Origin of the sequence: Streptomyces roseoverticillatus (assembly GCF_000719265.1) — a bacterium.
Lineage (GTDB): Bacteria > Actinomycetota > Actinomycetes > Streptomycetales > Streptomycetaceae > Streptomyces > Streptomyces roseoverticillatus.
Genome location: NZ_JOFL01000015.1, coordinates 29,945 through 46,683, shown reverse-complemented (window position 1 = coordinate 46,683; position 16,739 = coordinate 29,945). Strand labels below are relative to the sequence as shown.

15 protein-coding genes are annotated in these 16,739 nt (G+C 74.2%); 8 read left to right on the top strand and 7 right to left on the bottom strand.

The window, feature by feature from the left end:
• Positions 1-44 precede the first annotated feature (44 nt).
• From IF61_RS0118790 to IF61_RS0118780, 3 genes are all read left to right on the top strand, one after another.
• Positions 45-1,067 (top strand): phosphotransferase family protein, encoded by a 1,023-nt coding sequence (locus IF61_RS0118790; RefSeq protein ID WP_030367593.1) that lies wholly within the window; start codon positions 45-47, stop codon positions 1,065-1,067.
• A gap of 6 nt (positions 1,068-1,073) precedes the next feature.
• Entirely contained in the window at positions 1,074-2,306 is a 1,233-nt protein-coding gene (locus IF61_RS0118785; RefSeq protein WP_030367592.1) for an acyl-CoA dehydrogenase family protein, read from the top strand.
• A gap of 115 nt (positions 2,307-2,421) precedes the next feature.
• Positions 2,422-2,976 (top strand): DUF2165 domain-containing protein, encoded by a 555-nt coding sequence (locus IF61_RS0118780; RefSeq protein ID WP_052392805.1) that lies wholly within the window; start codon positions 2,422-2,424, stop codon positions 2,974-2,976.
• 23 nt (positions 2,977-2,999) lie between these two features.
• Here IF61_RS0118780 and IF61_RS0118775 read toward each other — a convergent pair whose 3' ends face one another.
• Together IF61_RS0118775 and IF61_RS0118770 are read right to left on the bottom strand one after the other, a co-directional pair.
• Entirely contained in the window at positions 3,000-4,091 is a 1,092-nt protein-coding gene (locus tag IF61_RS0118775) for a zinc-binding dehydrogenase (RefSeq protein WP_030367590.1), read from the bottom strand.
• A gap of 45 nt (positions 4,092-4,136) precedes the next feature.
• Positions 4,137-5,555 (bottom strand): aldehyde dehydrogenase family protein, encoded by a 1,419-nt coding sequence (locus IF61_RS0118770; RefSeq protein ID WP_107043067.1) that lies wholly within the window; start codon positions 5,553-5,555, stop codon positions 4,137-4,139.
• A gap of 205 nt (positions 5,556-5,760) precedes the next feature.
• On the opposite strand from IF61_RS0118770, the gene soxR reads away from it, so the two are divergent.
• Complete coding sequence (gene soxR, locus IF61_RS0118765; RefSeq protein WP_030367588.1) at positions 5,761-6,216, top strand: redox-sensitive transcriptional activator SoxR; 456 nt, start codon at positions 5,761-5,763, stop codon at positions 6,214-6,216.
• A 51-nt stretch (positions 6,217-6,267) separates the two neighbouring features.
• Here the strand turns inward: soxR and IF61_RS0118760 are convergent, their stop codons facing one another.
• From IF61_RS0118760 to IF61_RS0118740, 5 genes are all read right to left on the bottom strand, one after another.
• Positions 6,268-7,710, bottom strand: coding sequence for an amidase (locus IF61_RS0118760; RefSeq protein ID WP_030367587.1), 1,443 nt, complete (start codon positions 7,708-7,710; stop codon positions 6,268-6,270).
• A gap of 116 nt (positions 7,711-7,826) precedes the next feature.
• Positions 7,827-8,438 (bottom strand): hypothetical protein, encoded by a 612-nt coding sequence (locus tag IF61_RS0118755; RefSeq protein ID WP_030367586.1) that lies wholly within the window; start codon positions 8,436-8,438, stop codon positions 7,827-7,829.
• A gap of 205 nt (positions 8,439-8,643) precedes the next feature.
• Positions 8,644-9,933 (bottom strand): serine-threonine protein kinase, encoded by a 1,290-nt coding sequence (locus tag IF61_RS0118750; RefSeq protein WP_245684555.1) that lies wholly within the window; start codon positions 9,931-9,933, stop codon positions 8,644-8,646.
• A gap of 136 nt (positions 9,934-10,069) precedes the next feature.
• On the bottom strand, positions 10,070-11,431 hold the full coding sequence (locus tag IF61_RS0118745; protein WP_052392804.1) for an erythromycin esterase family protein: 1,362 nt from the start codon (positions 11,429-11,431) through the stop codon (positions 10,070-10,072).
• A 126-nt stretch (positions 11,432-11,557) separates the two neighbouring features.
• Complete coding sequence (locus IF61_RS0118740; RefSeq protein ID WP_052392816.1) at positions 11,558-12,844, bottom strand: exo-beta-N-acetylmuramidase NamZ family protein; 1,287 nt, start codon at positions 12,842-12,844, stop codon at positions 11,558-11,560.
• 139 nt (positions 12,845-12,983) lie between these two features.
• On the opposite strand from IF61_RS0118740, the gene IF61_RS0118735 reads away from it, so the two are divergent.
• The 4 genes from IF61_RS0118735 to hmgA all read left to right on the top strand — a co-directional run bounded on the left by IF61_RS0118735 (position 12,984) and on the right by hmgA (position 16,737).
• Positions 12,984-13,745, top strand: a complete 762-nt coding sequence (locus tag IF61_RS0118735; RefSeq protein WP_030367582.1) for an SDR family NAD(P)-dependent oxidoreductase — start codon at positions 12,984-12,986, stop codon at positions 13,743-13,745.
• Positions 13,746-13,933: 188 nt separating this feature from the next.
• A complete protein-coding gene (locus IF61_RS0118730) occupies positions 13,934-14,542 on the top strand; it encodes a TetR/AcrR family transcriptional regulator (RefSeq protein WP_030367581.1) in 609 nt (202 codons plus the stop codon).
• Positions 14,543-14,686: 144 nt separating this feature from the next.
• Positions 14,687-15,304 carry a TetR/AcrR family transcriptional regulator gene (locus IF61_RS0118725; RefSeq protein WP_030367580.1) on the top strand — a complete coding sequence of 206 codons (618 nt, stop codon included), beginning with the start codon at positions 14,687-14,689 and terminating at the stop codon, positions 15,302-15,304.
• A gap of 89 nt (positions 15,305-15,393) precedes the next feature.
• Positions 15,394-16,737, top strand: a complete 1,344-nt coding sequence (hmgA, locus tag IF61_RS0118720; RefSeq protein ID WP_030367579.1) for a homogentisate 1,2-dioxygenase — start codon at positions 15,394-15,396, stop codon at positions 16,735-16,737.
• The last annotated feature ends 2 nt before the right edge of the window (positions 16,738-16,739 follow it).

Sequence of the window (16,739 nt, the reverse complement as noted above, 5' to 3'; positions counted from 1 at the left end):
GGCCCGCGGACATACCGGCCAACTCCCCTGACGAGGAGCGTGCAATGAGCAAGGGCAACCCTCCCGGACTCGATCCGGAACGGCTGCGGGCCCATCTGGAGCGGGAGCTTCCGGGGCTCGTGCGGGGGCCTCTGACGGCCCGGCTGATCGAGGGGGGACGGTCCAACCTCACGTACGCCGTCAGCGACGGCACGGGCCGGTGGGTGGTGCGCCGGCCGCCGCTCGGGCACGTGCTCGCCACCGCGCACGACATGCGGCGCGAGCACCGGGTGATCAGTGCGCTGCACCGGACGGCGGTGCCGGTGCCCGGGGCGCTGCTGCTGTGCGAGGACGAGAGCGTGCTCGGGGCGCCGTTCTACGTGATGGAGTTCGTGGACGGCACGCCGTACCGGACGGCCGGGCAGCTCGCCGCGATCGGGCCGGACCGCACCCGGCAGGTTGTCCTGGGGCTCGCCGACACGCTCGTGCGGCTGCACGCCGTCGATCCGGAAGCGGCCGGGCTCGCGGACTTCGGGCGGCCGGAGGGCTTCCTGGAGCGGCAGTTGCGGCGCTGGGGCAAGCAGCTGGAGGCGTCCCGCAACCGGGAGCTGCCGGGCATCGACGCGCTGCACTCCGGCCTCGCCGCGGCGCTGCCCGCCTCCCCCGCCGCCACGGTCGTGCACGGCGACTACCGGCTCGACAACGTCCTGATCGGCGCGGACGACACGGTCGCCGCCGTCCTGGACTGGGAGATGTCCACGCTCGGCGACCCGCTCACCGACCTCGGCCTGCTGGTGATGTACAGCGAGCAGGAGCCCGTCCCGGGCTCGCCCATCAGCACGACGCGCGAGGCCCCGGGGCACCCAGCCCCCGCCGAGATCGTGGAGCGCTACGCCGCCGCGTCCGGCCGCGACGTCTCCGCGCTCCCCTGGTACACGGCGTTCGCCTACTTCAAGCTCGCCGTGATCCTGGAGGGCATCCACTACCGCTACACCCTCGGGCAGACCGTCGGCGCGGGCTTCGACTGCATCGGGCAGCTCGTCCCGCTCTTCATCGGCAACGGACTCACCACCCTCCGGAAGGGCTGACCGGCCATGGACTTCGCATTCGACACCCGCACCGAGGAACTGCGCGGGCGACTGCTCGCGTTCATGGACGAGCACGTGTACCCGGCAGAAGCCGTGGCCGAGGAGCAGCGGGCGTCGCTCGCCGACCCGTGGACCGCGCCGCCAGTCGTCGCCGAGCTTCAGGCGGAGGCGCGGCGGCAGGGGTTGTGGAACCTCTTTTTCACCAACGAGCACAGCCTCCTGGATGCGGAGTACGGCGCCGGGCTCACCAACCTCCAGTACGCCCCGCTCGCCGAGATCACCGGCCGCAGCCCGCAGCTGGCCCCCACCGCCCTCAACTGCGCCGCCCCCGACACCGGGAACATGGAGCTGCTCGCCCAGTTCGGCAGCGAGGAGCAGCGCAAGCGCTGGCTGGAGCCGCTGCTCGACGGCCGGATCCGGTCGGCGTTCGCGATGACCGAGCCCGGCGTCGCCTCCTCCGACGCGACGAACATCGGGACCCGCATCGAGCGCGACGGCGACGCGTACGTCATCACCGGCCGCAAGTGGTACATCTCCGGTGCCATGAACCCCGCTTGCGAGGTCTTCGTCGTGATGGGGAAGACCGATCCGGACGGGGACGACCCGCGGCGCCAGCAGTCGATGGTGCTGGTCCCGCGGGACGCGCCCGGTCTGCAGGTGCGGCGCGCGATGCGGGTCTACGGCTACGAGGACCACTACCACGGCGGCCACGCCGAGATCGTCTTCGACCGCGTACGGGTGCCGGTGGGCAACCTCGTGGGCGAGGAGGGCGGTGGCTTCGCGATCGCCCAGGCGCGCCTCGGCCCGGGCCGCATCCACCACTGCATGCGGCTGATCGGAATGGCCGAGCGGGCGATCGAGCTCATGTGCAGGCGCGCCCTGGACCGTACGGCCTTCGGCAAACCGCTGGCCGGGCAGGGCGTCGTGCAGCAGTGGATCGCCGACTCGCGGGTGGCGGTGGAGCAGCTCCGGCTGCTGGTGCTCAAGACGGCGTGGCTGATGGACACCGTGGGCAACCGCGGCGCGCACACCGAGATCCAGGCCATCAAGATCGCCACTCCGCGAACGGTCGTGGACATCCTCGACAAGGCCGTGCAGCTGCACGGGGCGGGCGGCGTGAGCCAGGACTTCCCGCTGGCGGAGCTATGGGCCGCGGCGCGGACGCTGCGCCTGGCCGACGGGCCTGACGAGGTGCACCAGCGGTCGCTGGCCCGGCGGGAGTTGCGGCAGTACCGGTAACCGGGCATGCCGGTACCTACGCATGCCGGTAGCCGTGCGGGCCGCTCCGTCGCGTACCGGCCTCGCCCGGCGGGCAGGAATATCTACTACGGGCAAGGCCGGAGGGGGAGGTCGCATGGCCGCTAACTGGAAGGTGCGGGGGCCGCGCGAAGCCGCGCGGCTCGGAGGGCTGCCGTTCGCGGCGGCGGCGCTCACCGGCACCGTCGCGCTCTACATCGCGCTCGTCGCCTTCGGCAACATCACCGACTTCGGGACGAACCAGGAGTTCGTCCGGCACGTCCTGGCGATGGACACGACGTTCCAGGACGACGACCTGATGTGGCGGGCCGTCACGGACCGCACGCTGCAGGACATCGCCTACCTCGCGATCATCGTCTGGGAGACGCTGGCCGCGGTCGTGCTCGTGGCCGCGACGGTCCTGTGGGTGCGCGGGCTCACGAGCCGCGGCGCGGGCTTCCGGCGGGCGCGGCGGCTCAGCACGCTGGGGCTGGTGATGGTCATGCTGCTGTTCGGCGCGGGGTTCATCGCGATCGGCGGCGAGTGGTTCGCGATGTGGCAGTCCCAGAAGTGGAACGGCCTGCAGGCCGCCGGGCGGAACTTCCTGCTGGCCGGGTTCGTGCTCGTGCTGATCCAGCTGCCCTCTCCGCAGTGGCACTCCCCCGAGGGCTGAGCGGCCCGCCCGGCCGCGCCCCCCTACGCGTCGGAGAACACCACGAGCGACCGCCCGCCCCGCCCCGCGAGCATCGCCTCGAAGGCGCCCGCGATGCCGTCGAGGCCGATCCGCGCCGTCACCAGGGCGGACAGGTCGAAGCGGCCCGCGCGCACGTGCCCGGCGATCACGGGCAGGTCCTTCGCCGGGTCGCTGTTGCCGTAGACGCAGCCCGAGAGCGTGCGCCCGAAGTGGAAGAGCTCCAGCGCGGAGAAGGTGACTTGCTGGTCCAGGCCGCCGATGCCGACGACGGTCGTCCTGCCGCCCTTGCGCGTCGACGACCAGGCCGTGCGGATCGCGTCCGCCCGCCCCGCGCACTCGATGGCGACGTCCGCGCCCCAGCCGCCGGTGAGCTTGCGGACGGCCTTGGCCGTGTCGGGGCCCGCGACGACGAACTCGGTGGCGCCGGCGGCCCGGGCCAGCTCCTCCTTCTCCGGGGAGACGTCCACGGCCACGATCGTGCCCGCGCCGGCGATCCGCGCGGACTGCAGGGTGGCGAGCCCGACGCCGCCGACGCCGTAGACCGCGACGGACTCGCCCGCGCGCACCTTCGCGGAGTGGTGGACCGCTCCGTAGCCGGTGAGCACGGCGCAGCCCAGCAGGGCCGCCTCGACCGGCGGTATCCCCCCGGGGAGCGGAATGGCCGCATCCGCCCGGACGACGGTCTCCTCGGCGAACACGGCCGTGCCGAGGCCCGGGTAGAGCGCGCTGCCGTCGGCGGCGAGGCGCGCGTACGGAACGGCGGCGGCAGCGGCCGCGCCCGCGCACAGCCAGGGTTCGCCGAGCCCGCAGAAGTGGCAGCCGCCGCAGGAGGGCGCCCAGTTGAGGACGACCAGGTCGCCCGGCACCACGTGCGTCACTCCCTCACCGACCGCGGTGACCCGGCCCGCGCCCTCGTGCCCGAGGACGGCGGGCACGGGCTGGCGGAGCGTCCCGTTGGACAGGGAGAGGTCGGAGTGGCACACCCCGGCGGCGGCGAGGCGGATCCGCACCTGCCCGGGGCCGGGCGCGGGCAGGTCGATCTCGGCCATCTGCAGCGGAGCGCCCACGGCGGGCAGTACGGCGGCGCGGACCATGCCATTCCTCTCGACGGTGGTGGCGGGGGAAGCAGGAACCCGGCGTCAGAACTGGAGGGACTTGGTCTGTAGGTACTCCCCCAGCCCGTGGACGCCCAGCTCGCGCCCGACGCCCGACTCCTTGTAGCCGCCGAAGGGCGCCAGGATGTTGAACCCGCCGCCGTTGATCTCCACCTGGCCGACGTCCAGGCGCCGTGCGAAGGCGGCGGCCTGCTCCTTGTCGGCGGCCCAGACCGCGGCGGCGAGGCCGTAGGCCGTGCCGTTGGCGATCCGGGCGGCCTCGTCCTCGTCCTCGTACTTGATGAAGGAGAGGACGGGGCCGAAGATCTCCTCCTGGGCGATGGTCATCTCCGGCGTGACGTCGGCGAAGACGGTCGGGGTGACGAAGTAGCCCTTGTCGTGGCCCTCGGGGGCCGCCGCGCCGCCGGCGACGAGGCGCGCGCCCTCCTCGACGCCCTTGCCGATGTAGCCGCGCACGCGCGCGTGCTGCTTGGCGTTGACGAGCGGGCCGACCCGGACCCCGTCCTGCGCGGGATCGCCGGGCGCGAAGTCCGCGACCGCGGCGGCGGCGAGGGAGACCGCCTCCTCGTACACGTCGGCGTGGACGAGCGTACGGGTGAGGGCGTTGCAGGACTGGCCGGTGTTGCGGCACACGTCGGCGACGTTCGCGGCGACGGCCTTGGCGAGGTCGGCGCCGGGCAGGATGACGTTGGCGGACTTGCCGCCCAGCTCCAGGGCGACGCGCTTGACGGCCGCACCGGCCGCCGCGCCGATCCGCTTGCCCACGGCCGTGGAGCCGGTGAAGGAGACGAGGTCGACCCCGGGGTGCTCGGCGAGGGCCTGGCCGGCCACCGGCCCGAGCCCGGTGACGAGGTTGAAGACGCCCGCGGGGAGCCCGGCCGCGTCCACGCACTCGGCGAAGAGCTGCGCGGTCAGCGGGGTGTCCTCGGCGGGCTTGAGGACGATCGTGCAGCCCGCGGCCAGCGCCGGGGCGACCTTGGACACGACCTGGTGGAGCGGGTAGTTCCAGGGTGTGATCGCGGCGACGACACCGACCGGTTCGTGGAGGACGGTCGAATTGCCGATCCGCTCCTCGAAGGGGTGGCTCGCCGCGAGCTCGGCGTACGAACCGGCCACGGCGATCGGCAGCCCGGTGTGGACCCGCTGTGCGAAGCCCTTGGGCGAGCCGAGCTCGGCCGTGACCGTGGCGGCGATCTCTTCCTGACGGGCGGCCAGCGCGTCGCGCAGGGCGGCGATGTGCTCCCCGCGCCGCGCGGGCGGCGTGGCAGCCCAGCCGGGCAGGGCCGCGCGGGCCGCCCGGACGGCCGCGTCGACGTCCCGGGCGTCACCGGCCGGGACGGTGCCGATGACCTGCTCGTCGGCCGGGTTCACGACCTCGATCGTCCCCGCTCCCGCGGCGGGTCGCCAGGCTCCGTCGATGTACATGCCGTCGTGCGGGTTCACGGGTCGTCTCCTCGCGAAAGCGGAACGGGATCACAAAGCGTTTCAGACAGCTCGGCGAGCTTCGGAAAGCTGCGCGAAGGCCCTGGCTGCGGGCCTCCTCACCCACGCTAGCGCCGGGCGCACCGCCCGTACCAGAGTGCGCCCCCCGCGGCGGTGTGGCCGTCGTCTCAATGCCGGGAGCCGCCGGTCACGTAAGGTCTGAACCGTGCCGCAGATTTCGTACACGATCCAGGAACTGACCGTAGGCCAGCTGTCCGCGCGCAGCGGCGCGGCCGTCTCGGCGCTGCACTTCTACGAGACCAAGGGCCTGATCAGCAGCCGCCGCACCTCCGGCAACCAGCGCCGCTACGACCGTGACGCCCTGCGCCGCGTCGCCTTCATCCGGGCCGCACAGCGGGTCGGCATCCCGCTGGCCACGATCCGGGAGGCGCTCTCGGAGCTGCCCGACGAGCGCACCCCGAACCACGAGGACTGGGCCCGGCTGTCCGAGACGTGGCGCGGGGAGCTGGAGCAGCGCATCAAGCAGCTGACCCGGCTGCGGGACCACCTGGACGACTGCATCGGCTGCGGCTGCCTGTCGCTGGAGACCTGCGCCCTGTCCAACCCCGACGACCGCAACGGCCTGCGGGGTGCGGGCTCGCGCCTGCTGGTCGAGCGCTGACCGACGGCGCGCGCCGCGCAGTGGCGGACGGCGCGCCCCGGGTCCGCGGCCTCACCACAGGGCGGGCCGCCGCCCGGCCCACGGCCGGGCCTCCTCCAGCTGGGCGGAGAGCGAGATGAGGCCGGCCTCGTCGCCGTAGCGGCCGCCGAGCATGATCCCGACGGGCAGGCCCTCGGGCGTCCAGTGCAGCGGCACGCTCACGGCGGGCCGGCCGGTCGCGTTGTAGAGCGGGCAGTACGGCGTGAAGGCGGCCACGTCCGCGAACTCCTGCTCCGGGTCGTCGTCGTTGCGCAGCCCGCCGACGGGCAGCGGGGGCCGGGCGAGGGTGGGCGACAGGAGCACGTCGTAGCCGGTGCCGGGCGCCTGCAGGACGTCGTCGACGAGCTGGGCGATCCCGCGCATCCGCTGGAGGGCCGCGGCGAACTCCGTGCCGGTGGTGCGGGCGCCGCGCTCGCGCAGGTGACGGGTCAGCGGCAGCAGCAGGTCCTGCCCGCCCGGCGGCACGGGCATGACCGTCGACAGCACCTCCCAGACGGTGACGAAGGCGCGGGGCAGGGACTCGTCGCCCGGGAGCGTCAGTTCCTCCACGTCGTGGCCGAGTTCCCGCAGCAGGTCCGCCGCCTCCTGCGCGGCGCGCCGGCACTCGGGGTGCACCTCCACCCCCGGGATGGGCGCCTCCGTGATGTGGGCGACGCGCAGCCGGCCCGGGGCGCGCCGCGCGTGCTCCGCGAAGGTCCCGCCGGGCGGGAGCGAGGGCGCGGCGTAGGGGTCGCCGGGCATCGGCCCCGCGAGGACGTCGAGGAGCGCGGCGGCGTCCGCGACCGTACGGGCCAGGGGCCCGTGCGTCACCAGGCCGGTCACGTCGTGCAGGACCGGGCCGGGGCTCACCCGGCCGCGGCTGGGCTTGATGCCGAACAGGCCGCACGCGGACGCCGGGATGCGGATGGAGCCGCCCCCGTCGCTGCCGTGCGCGAGCGGCGCGAGCCCCGCGGCGACCGCGGCCGCCGCCCCGCCGCTCGACCCGCCGGCCGACCGGCCGAGGTCCCAGGGGGTGCGGGCGGGCGGCACGAGGGCGTTCTCGGTGTGCGAGGACAGGCCGAACTCGGGCGTGCTGGTCTTGCCCAGCAGGATCGTGCCCGCCTCCCGCAGCCGCACCACGACGTGGTCGTCCATCGTGGCGACGTTGCCCGCGTACGCGGCCGAGCCCATCGTGCAGCGCACGCCGGCGACCTGGCTGAGGTCCTTGACCGGCACGGGAACGCCGTGCAGCGGCGGCAGCGCGCGGCCCTCGCGCCGGGCGGCCGAGGCCGCGCTCTCGGCGTCGGCCGCCTGCTTGCGCGCCGTCTCGGGGGTGACGGTGACGAACGCCCCGACGGTGGCGTCCAGCCGTCCGATGCGCTCCAGGTAGTGCTCGGTCAGCTCGACGGGCGAGACCTCCCCCGCCCGCACCGCCGCCCCCTGCTCCAACGCGGTCAGATCGTGCAACTGCGCCATGCCGTCCGCCTCTTCTCGCACACCGGTGGGCCGTGCTGCATCCTCGCACCACCGGCGGACGGCGGACACCCCCTTCCGGTCTCCTGCCTGTCCCCTCCCTGCGGCCGCGGCGACGCTCACACCGCCGCGTAACGGTCCTCCAGCACCCGGCGGCGGGCCGCGGCCAGCGCCCCCGGGGTGAGTACGGGCGCGGGCACCACGATGCCGCAGTCCGCGCAGACGGGGCCCTGCGCGGGGCAGCGGTCCAGGTCGGGGCGCCACTCCAGGTGGTCCTGCGAGCAGACGGGGCAGACGTCCCCGGGCTCGGCCTCCATGGCGGCGATCACCAGGCGCAGCACGTCGGAGAGCCGGGCGGCCGGGTAGATGCCGGGGCTCACGCAGGGCACTATGTCGCAGCCGCCCCAGGTGTTGCGGTGCCACGCGTCGACGGCGGCGGGCTGCCGGATGCCGTCGTGCTTCTCACGCTTGCGGCGGTCGGCGAAGGACGCCTCGTAGGCGAGCCAGACCGCGCGGGCCTCCTCCAGCTCGGTCAGTGCGACGGCCAGCCGGGCCGGGTCGGGGGCCCGGTCGGCCGGGGCGATCCCGGCCAGGTCGCACAGGTGGTGCCAGGTCGCCCGGTGCCCGTACGGGGCGAAGCGCTCGAGGCACTTGCGCAGGGAGGTCCGCCGCAAGGCGATGGTGTTCCGTGGATTGCGCACCTCTCGTGCGAGTGCTCTGAAACCTGCCACTGCATCCCACCTCCGACAGCGCGGACTCGGATCGACATGGAAGGGACGTAACTCATCGCCATTCGGATCCCTCGGCCGCGGTGCGCGGCCGACTCCGCTCTGCTACCCCGAAGTCGCGCCGGGATGTGGAACCCGGTTCATTCGGCCGGTTCGATCGGCCCGGTTCATCGCCCCCGGCTCATTCGGCCCGGTCCGGGGGCACGGCTCACGGCCCGGCCGGCAGGACCCGGCCGGCGTGGAGGACGACGCGGGCCAGTTCCTCGTGGCAGATGTCGCTGTGGGCGCCCGACGGGGGGCCGCCGCGGGCGATGACCGACGAGGCGTCCACGCTCACGCACCCCTCGGTGGGCAGGGCGCCGCGCAGCGCCTCGTCCAGGGCGATCCGGGCGCAGGGGTCCACGTCCCGGATGCCGTCGTGGCCGACGGCGCCCCAGCGGCCGTCGTCGAGGCCGAGAATGCCGTCGTCCTCGCGGGACATCATGGACGCGAGGGGATAGAGGGTGCCCAGCGCCGAGTCGTGGCGCGAGTGGCAGGCCACCAGCGGCCCGCGGATCCGCCGGTACAGCCCGTCGAGCGCCCCGCCGCGGCCGCTGTCGAACGGCAGGCGGGACGAGAAGGCGTAGTGCGAGAAGGCGCCCTGGAGGAGGGTCACGCTGCCCAGGGCGGTGCCGTCGTCGGGCAGCCCGCGCAGCGCGAAGGACACGAGGCGGGCACCGAAGCTGTGCCCGGCCAGGTGGACGCGCAGCCCGGTGGCAGACTCGGCGAGCAGGGCGAGCGCGGGCCCGAGGCCCTTCTCGCCGACGACGCCCGCACGCCGCTTCATCGTGTAGTACGACATCTGCCGGAGCACTTCGAGGGCGCCGCCCCACAGCCGCTTCAGTGCTCCGCCGAGGAAGGCGGGCGGCAGTGCGCCCATGCGGTCCAGGGCGGCGGCGAAGCTCTCGCACACCTGCCGGGCATCGCCCGTCAGCAGGTACGAGGCGTCGTCCTCGCCGGCGTCCGCGGCCACGGGCCCCTGCGGCGGCGCGGGGGCGAGGCCGCGGACGAGGGAGACGAACTCCTCCAGGCGCGCGGGGTCCTCGGACTGCTCCGCGGCCAGCTCCGCGAGCCGGTCCATCACGGCCCGCTCGCACGGCAGGGTCCTGACCAGGGCCTCGCGGGTGGCGGCGTCGAGGACGGGCGGGGCGGGCGGCCCCTCGGGGGCGGCCGACGGGAAGTCGGGGACGGCCTCGCCCGGGAAACGCATCGACGGCCAGATCACGCCCGCGTAGCCCATGCGGACGCCGGGCGCGCGGGCGACCAGGCCGGGGAAGGGTGCGTAGAAGCGGGAGCAGAGGGCCGTGGCCATCGGCCTGTCGTTGTTCCACCCGTGCGCGAACACCACGAGGTCGGTGAGGCCCTCGCTCACGGCACCGCGTACCAGGGCGTCGCGCTCGCCCGCGTCGGCGTCCCCGTCGGCGTCGAACATGAGCTCCCAGTAAGGTTCCGCACTCATGCCGGACATGGCATTCCCCCTCGAGCAGCCCGATGCCGGCGCATCGTCCCGCTGCCGAGGGGGACTGTCCAGACTCGCGTCACGCTGTTCACGCTTCCGGGTCAGGGAACCGTGCGTACCGCGGATCAGGGCATCGTCAGGGGGCCAGGAGTCCGGCTGCCCGGATGCGGTGGACGTGGATGAGGAGGTCGTACGAGCGGCCGAGCGCGGTCATGTACTCGGGCTCCGGGTAGGCGGTGCCGATGTTGCGGGTCGGCCGGGCGGCGGACAGCCAGTCCTTCGCGGCGCGGGGCGCGTTGCGCATGTCCAGCAGCCAGGCCGGGCCGTGGGAGACCTGGTCGAGGGTGTGCTCGTTGCTGCCGGGCGCGGCGGGGCCGAGCGTGACGGGCTTGGTGCGCCCCTCGTCGTCGAGGGTGTTGAAGGAGCCCTCGGAGAAGGTGAGCCGGACGTTGACGTACGCGGCGCCGAGCCGGTCGCGCAGGAACGCTCCCTGCATCTTCGGGTACTGCGCCGGATTGTCGCTCACGTAGGAGACGTGGGCGTTGTGCGCGGACAGGAGGATCTTCTGCCCGGTGTGCCGCTGCCACCAGACGGTGTTGTCGGCCATGACCTTGTCGCGGTAGCGCATGCAGTCGGCGACGGACTTGGGGTCGTCGAGGTCGAAGGTGTACATCCCGGCGACCTGGGCGACGGCGCGCGCGTCCTGCACCGCGCGGTCGAAGGCGCGGCGGTCGCCGCCGGGGTGCTGCCCGGCCAGCAGGCCGAGGGCCTGCTCGGCGCGGTCGGCGTTGGCGCGGCGCTCGGCGAGCGGCTTCTTCAGCACCGCCTGCATGGTGTCCCTGACACTGGTGCCGGGCTCGGGGCGCTGCCCGCGGTAGAGCTCGGCGAGGCGGGGCAGGAGCGCGGGGTGGTGCGCGCGGGCGTAGCCGGTCACCCGGTCGAACAGCTCCGGTCCGGCGTAGGCGGCGTCGTTGCCCACGAACTGCACCTTGCGCGCGTGGTGGGCGTTGTAGTCGCGCATCCACGTGAACAGGTCGAGGTACTCACGGGTGTTCCACAGGCGGTACGCGTCCTGGAACTCCTCCTTCATGATCTGCCGCACGTCGCCCTTGCCGTGCAGCACGTAGTCGTTGATCCGCAGGCCCGCGCTCCAGTTCGCCTCCAGGGCGAAGGCGGTGAAGCCCTTCTCTTCCACGAGGTAGCGGAAGATGCGGTGCTTGTTGGTGAAGAACTCGTGCGAGCTGTGCGTGGCCTCCCCGACGCCGACCACCGTGGCGTCGCCGACCATGGCGCCGAGCGGGCGCAGGTCCGCGACGCTGCCGCCCGGCTCGGTGGTGCGCAGGGGGTGGGCAGCGGCGGCGAGGGCCGCGACGGGGCCGGCGGTGCGGGCCCGCGCCTGCTGCACGAGGGCGGGCGTCCAGGAGAGGGCGCACAGGATCAGGGTGAGCAGCAGGGCGGCGGGCAGGCCGGTGCGCCGGCGGCGGCGCTGGGATGTCATTCGGGTCGCTCCTCGGGCTCTGGACCGTTCGACGGTGGCCCGGTCCACGATTCCCGGCGCGCCGTTCCGGCACCATCCGACGGGCCCCCGGGGCGGGGTGGGGACAGCCCCCGGCGGCCGCGGCGGTCAGCCGTAGAGCAGGTGCTCCTCGCGCAGGGCCCGGAAGTCCTCCAGCCCGGGCTGCCAGGCCGCCACGATGTCGTCCACGGACGCGCCCGCGTCGGTCATGGTGCGGACGGCCGCGGTCCCCGCGAGCCGGTCGATCCACCGGTCCGGGCGCCACGCGAAGCCCGGCCACACCTGTCCGGCCGTCACGAGCAGCGCGATGCCCGTCCGTACGGGCTGGAAGGCCCGGGGGTCGTGCACGTGCAGCTGTACGCCTCCGATGGTGCGCCCCTGGAACTTGGAGAAGGCGGGCACCGCGTACGCCTCCCGGAAGCGCACGCCGGGCAGGTCCAGGGCGTTCAGGGCGTCCGCCCAGCGGTGGTCGATGCCCTCGGCGCCCACGAGTTCGAACGGGAGGGTGGTGCCGCGGCCCTCGGAGAGGTTCGTGCCTTCCAGCAGGCAGGTGCCCGGGTACACGAGGGCGGTGCCGGGCGTGGGCATGTTGGGGCTGGGCGGGACCCACGGCAGCCCGGTGTCGCCGAAGAGGTCGCCGCGCCGCCAGCCGCTCATGGGCACGGTGTCCAGCCGCGCGGACCGCCCGGCCACGGCCGGCACGTACGCCGCGTTGAACAGCAGGGCCAGCTCGGCCACGGTCATGCCGTGCGCCTGCGCGATCGGCTCGCGGCCCACGCCGGAGGCCAGGGAGCGCTCCAGGACCGGGCCGTGAGCGCCGCGGCCCGTGAGGGGGTCGGGCCGGTCCAGGACCACGGTCCGCAGGCCCGCGAGCGCTGTGGCGATCAGGCAGTCGTACAGCGTCCACACGTACGTGTAGAAGCGTGCGCCGGCGTCCTGGATGTCGAACACGACGGTGTCCACGCCGGCGCGGCCGAACAGGTCCGCGAGCTCACGGCCGCGCTTGCCGTGGATGTCGTGGACCGGGAGGCCGGTCGCCGGGTCCGTGCTCGTGGGCTCCGAGCCGCCGGCCTGTGCCGTGCCGCGGAAGCCGTGCTCGGGACCGAAGACCGCGCGGAGGTCCACGCGCCGGTCCTCGTGCAGGACGTCCACGACGTGCCGGAGGCCGGCGGTGACGCCCGTGGGGTTGGTGACGAGGCCGACGCGGTCCCCGGCGAGCAGGGCGTAACCGCTCTCCGCCAGCCGGTCGAAGCCGGTGCGGACGCGCGGAGCGGCCGCGGCCCGCGCCGGCGCCGCGGCCGGGCCGGCGAGGGCGCCCGCGGCCGCCGTGCCCAGCACCTGGCGTCGCGTCACATGCCGTGCGTTCGGGGGGCGTCCCCCGGAAGAGTGCCGCATGGTCATGCACGCTAACGCTCCGGCGGCCCGGCGGGGAGAATGCCGGAGGGCGTGCCTCCGGGTGCGTTCCCGGCCTCTTCCCCCGGCACATACCGACTGGTTAGTCTGCGCGGTGCAGCCGAGCCGAGGGAGACCGAGCGTGGGCATCGTGCGGGACGCGGGAGTCGTCGTCACCGGAGCGGGAGGCGGCATCGGGGCCGCGCTCGCCCGCCGGTTCGCCGCCGAGGGGGCGCGGGTCGTGGTCAACGACCTCGACGCCGCCAAGGCCGAGGCGGTCGCGGCGGAGATCGGCGCGACGGCCGTGCCCGGCGACGCCTCCGGCATCGTGCCGGCCGCCCGCGAGGCGCTCGGCGGCCGCGTCGACGTCTACTGCGCCAACGCCGGGGTCGCCCCCGCCGGCGGTCCCGAGGCCGAGGAGGACCTCTGGGAGACCGCCTGGGACGTCAACGTGATGGCCCACGTGCGCGCGGCGCGCAAGCTGCTGCCCGAGTGGCTCGACCGCGGCAGCGGCCGGTTCGTTTCCACGGTCTCCGCGGCCGGGCTGCTCACGATGCTCGGCTCGGCCCCGTACAGCGTCTCCAAGCACGCGGCCCTGGCCTTCGCCGAGTGGCTCTCGCTCACCTACCGCCACTGCGGCATCGACGTCCACGCGATCTGCCCGCAGGGCGTGCGGACGGACATGCTGCGCGGGACGGGCCCGGCCGGGGACCTGATCCTCGTGCCGACGGCGATCGAGCCCGCGCAGGTGGCGGACGCACTCTTCGACGGGATGGCCGCGGGCCGCTTCCTGATCCTGCCGCACCCGGAGGTCGCGGACTACTACGCGGCCCGCGCGACCGACCCCGACCGCTGGCTGCGCGGCATGAACCACCTCCAGCGCAAGCTGGAAGGGGGCCTGTGAGCGACGCACGCGCGGCCGCCGGACCGCAGCCGGACACGACACCCGCACCTCCGCGCCGCGCGGGCGGAGAAGCGAACCGGAAAACACAGCGCGACGCACGCGCGGCCGCCGGGCCGCAGCCGGACACGACACCCGCACCTCCGCGCCGCGCGGGCGGAGACGGGGGCGCCTCCCCGGCCGTTCGGGCACTGGGGGAGGGCGAAGGAACACGGTGTACCGCGCCGGAGGGCGAACCCGTACCGCAGCGGCTGCTCGCCGCCGCCACCCGGCTCTTCGCCGACCGGGGCTACGACCGCACGTCCGTCCAGGAGATCGTGGAGGCCGCGGGCGTCACGAAGGGCGCCCTCTACCACTACTTCGGCTCGAAGGACGACCTGCTGCACGAGGTCTACGGGCGGGTGCTGCGGCTGCAGCAGGAGCGGCTGGACGCCTTCGCGGACTCGCCGGCGCCCGTCGAGAAGCGGTTGCGCGAGGCCGCGGCCGACGTCGTGGTCACCACCATCGAGAACCTCGACGACACGACGATCTTCTTCCGCTCCATGCACCACCTGGGCCCCGAGAAGCTCGCGCAGGTCCGGGCGGAGCGGCGCCGCTACCACGAGCGCTTCCGGGCCCTGGTCGAGGAGGGCCAGCGCAGCGGCGTGTTCACCGCGGCCACCCCGGCGGACCTGGTGGTCGACTACCACTTCGGCTCGGTCCACCACCTGGGCGCCTGGTACCGCGCGGAGGGCAGGCTGAGCGCGCAGCAGGTGGCCGGTCACCTGGCCGATCTGCTGATGCGGGCGCTGCGGCCGTAGCGGCGCGGGACCGGCGCCCGGAACCGTGGCCGGAACCGGTGGCCGGGGCCCTTCCACGGCTTCCTAAGCGCCCGCTCACCCCGGGGTATGGTGTTCGTTCCGCGGGCGCAGGGCCCGGGGCGGACCGGGAGAGCGGGGCGTGGGATGGGTGCGGAGGGGCAGCAGAGCGGGCAGTGGGCCGACGTCACGCCCGATGCCGCGCGGCGGCTGGTGACCGCCGCCGTCGAGGCCTTCGCCGAGCGCGGCTACCACGCCACCACCACCCGTGACATCGCGGGCCGCGCCGGCATGAGCCCCGCCGCGCTCTACATCCACTACAAGACGAAGGAAGAGCTGCTCTACCGCATCAGCATCGTCGGTCACCGGCTCGCCCTCGACATCCTGCGCCGGGCGCGGGACTCCGCGGGCGGCCCCGCCGACCGGCTCTCCGAGGCCGTGCGCGCCTTCGTCCGCTGGCACGCCGAGCACCACACGACGGCGCGCGTCGTGCAGTACGAGCTGGGGGCGCTCGCCGAGGAGCACTACGCGGAGATCGTCGCCCTGCGCCGGAACACCGACGCCGCCGTCCGCGCGATCGTGGAGGACGGCGTGGCGGCGGGCGAGTTCGACACCCCGGACGTCCCGGGGACGACGCTGGCCGTGCTGTCCCTGTGCATCGACGTCGCCCGCTGGTTCAACGCGGAGGGCAAGCGCACGCCGGACGAGGTCGGCGAGCTGTACGCGGACCTGGCGCTGCGCATGGTGGGGTACGCGAAGAAGTAGGGCGCTCGTTTCGCGGGCTGATCCATTGACGCGCCCCGCCGGGAATCCTACGGTCTCCCATAGGAATCCATCGGCTCTGGGAGCACGCGATGAGCGGTACGGGCAACGAGCAGGCGCGGAAGACCGCCGAGGGGCTCGCCTACTCGGCCGGTTTCGGCAACGAGCACAGCAGCGAGGCCGTTCCGGGGGCGCTGCCCGACGGGCGCAACTCCCCGCAGCGGGCCCCGCTCGGGCTGTACGCGGAGCAGCTGAGCGGCACGGCCTTCACCGAGCCCCGGCACAGCAACCGCAGGTCGTGGCTCTACCGCATCCGGCCCTCCGCCGCGCACCCGCAGTTCACCCGCACCGGCAACGGTCACCTGGCGAGCGCGCCGTTCACCGACGCCGTGCCCGACCCCAACCGGCTGCGCTGGAACCCGCTGCCCGAGCCGCCCGCGGGCACGGACTTCCTCGCCGGCCTGTGGACGCTCGGCGGCAACGGCGACGTCACGCAGCGCACCGGCATGGCCGTCCACCTCTACGCCGCGAACGCCTCCATGACCGACCGGGTGTTCAGCGACGCCGACGGCGAGCTGCTCATCGTGCCCGAGCGCGGCGGGCTGCTGCTGCGGACGGAGTTCGGGCTGCTGCGCGCCGAGCCGGGGCACGTGGCGCTGATCCCGCGCGGGGTGCGCTTCCGCGTCGAGCTCCTCGACGCCACCGCCCGCGGCTACGTCTGCGAGAACTACGGGCAGCCCTTCGTCCTCCCGGAGCTGGGGCCGATCGGCGCGAACGGGCTGGCGAACGCGCGGGACTTCCTCGCGCCGGTCGCGGCGTACGAAGACTCCGGCGACGCAGCGGGCCCCGTCGAGGTGGTCAGCAAGTTCTGCGGCAACCTCTGGACGGCGACGTACGACCACTCGCCGCTGGACGTGGTCGCCTGGCACGGCAACCTCGTCCCGTACGTCTACGACCTGCGCCGCTTCAACGTCATCGGCTCGATCAGCTACGACCACCCGGACCCGTCGATCTTCACGGTGCTCACGTCGCCGTCGGACACCCCGGGGCTGGCGGGCGTCGACTTCGTCGTCTTCGCGCCGCGCTGGCTCGTGGGCGAGGACACCTTCCGGCCGCCGTACTTCCACCGGAACGTGATGAGCGAGTACATGGGCCTGATCGAGGGCGCGTACGACGCGAAGACCGCCGGCGAGGGGGGCTTCGTGCCGGGCGGCGGGTCGCTGCACAACATGATGTCGGCGCACGGGCCCGACCGGGACACCTTCGAGGCGGCGAGCGCGGCCGAGCTGAAGCCGCAGAAGGTGGACGACGGGCTGGCCTTCATGTTCGAGACGCGCTGGCCGGTGACGCTCACCGCGCAGGCGACCGCCGCCGACCACCTGCAGACGGGCTACGACGGCGTGTGGCAGGGTCTGCAGCGCCACTTCCGTCGCTGACG

Coding starts and splice junctions, on each gene's coding strand:
- IF61_RS0118760 (WP_030367587.1), bottom strand. CDS start 7,710: ATGGCGCAGTTGCACGATCTGACCGCGTTGGAGCAGGGGGCGGCGGTG.
- IF61_RS0118745 (WP_052392804.1), bottom strand. CDS start 11,431: ATGACATCCCAGCGCCGCCGCCGGCGCACCGGCCTGCCCGCCGCCCTG.
- IF61_RS0118785 (WP_030367592.1), top strand. CDS start 1,074: ATGGACTTCGCATTCGACACCCGCACCGAGGAACTGCGCGGGCGACTG.
- hmgA (WP_030367579.1), top strand. CDS start 15,394: ATGAGCGGTACGGGCAACGAGCAGGCGCGGAAGACCGCCGAGGGGCTC.
- IF61_RS0118740 (WP_052392816.1), bottom strand. CDS start 12,844: ATGCGGCACTCTTCCGGGGGACGCCCCCCGAACGCACGGCATGTGACG.
- IF61_RS0118750 (WP_245684555.1), bottom strand. CDS start 9,933: ATGAGTGCGGAACCTTACTGGGAGCTCATGTTCGACGCCGACGGGGAC.
- IF61_RS0118780 (WP_052392805.1), top strand. CDS start 2,422: ATGGCCGCTAACTGGAAGGTGCGGGGGCCGCGCGAAGCCGCGCGGCTC.
- IF61_RS0118775 (WP_030367590.1), bottom strand. CDS start 4,091: ATGGTCCGCGCCGCCGTACTGCCCGCCGTGGGCGCTCCGCTGCAGATG.
- IF61_RS0118725 (WP_030367580.1), top strand. CDS start 14,687: ATGGGTGCGGAGGGGCAGCAGAGCGGGCAGTGGGCCGACGTCACGCCC.
- IF61_RS0118790 (WP_030367593.1), top strand. CDS start 45: ATGAGCAAGGGCAACCCTCCCGGACTCGATCCGGAACGGCTGCGGGCC.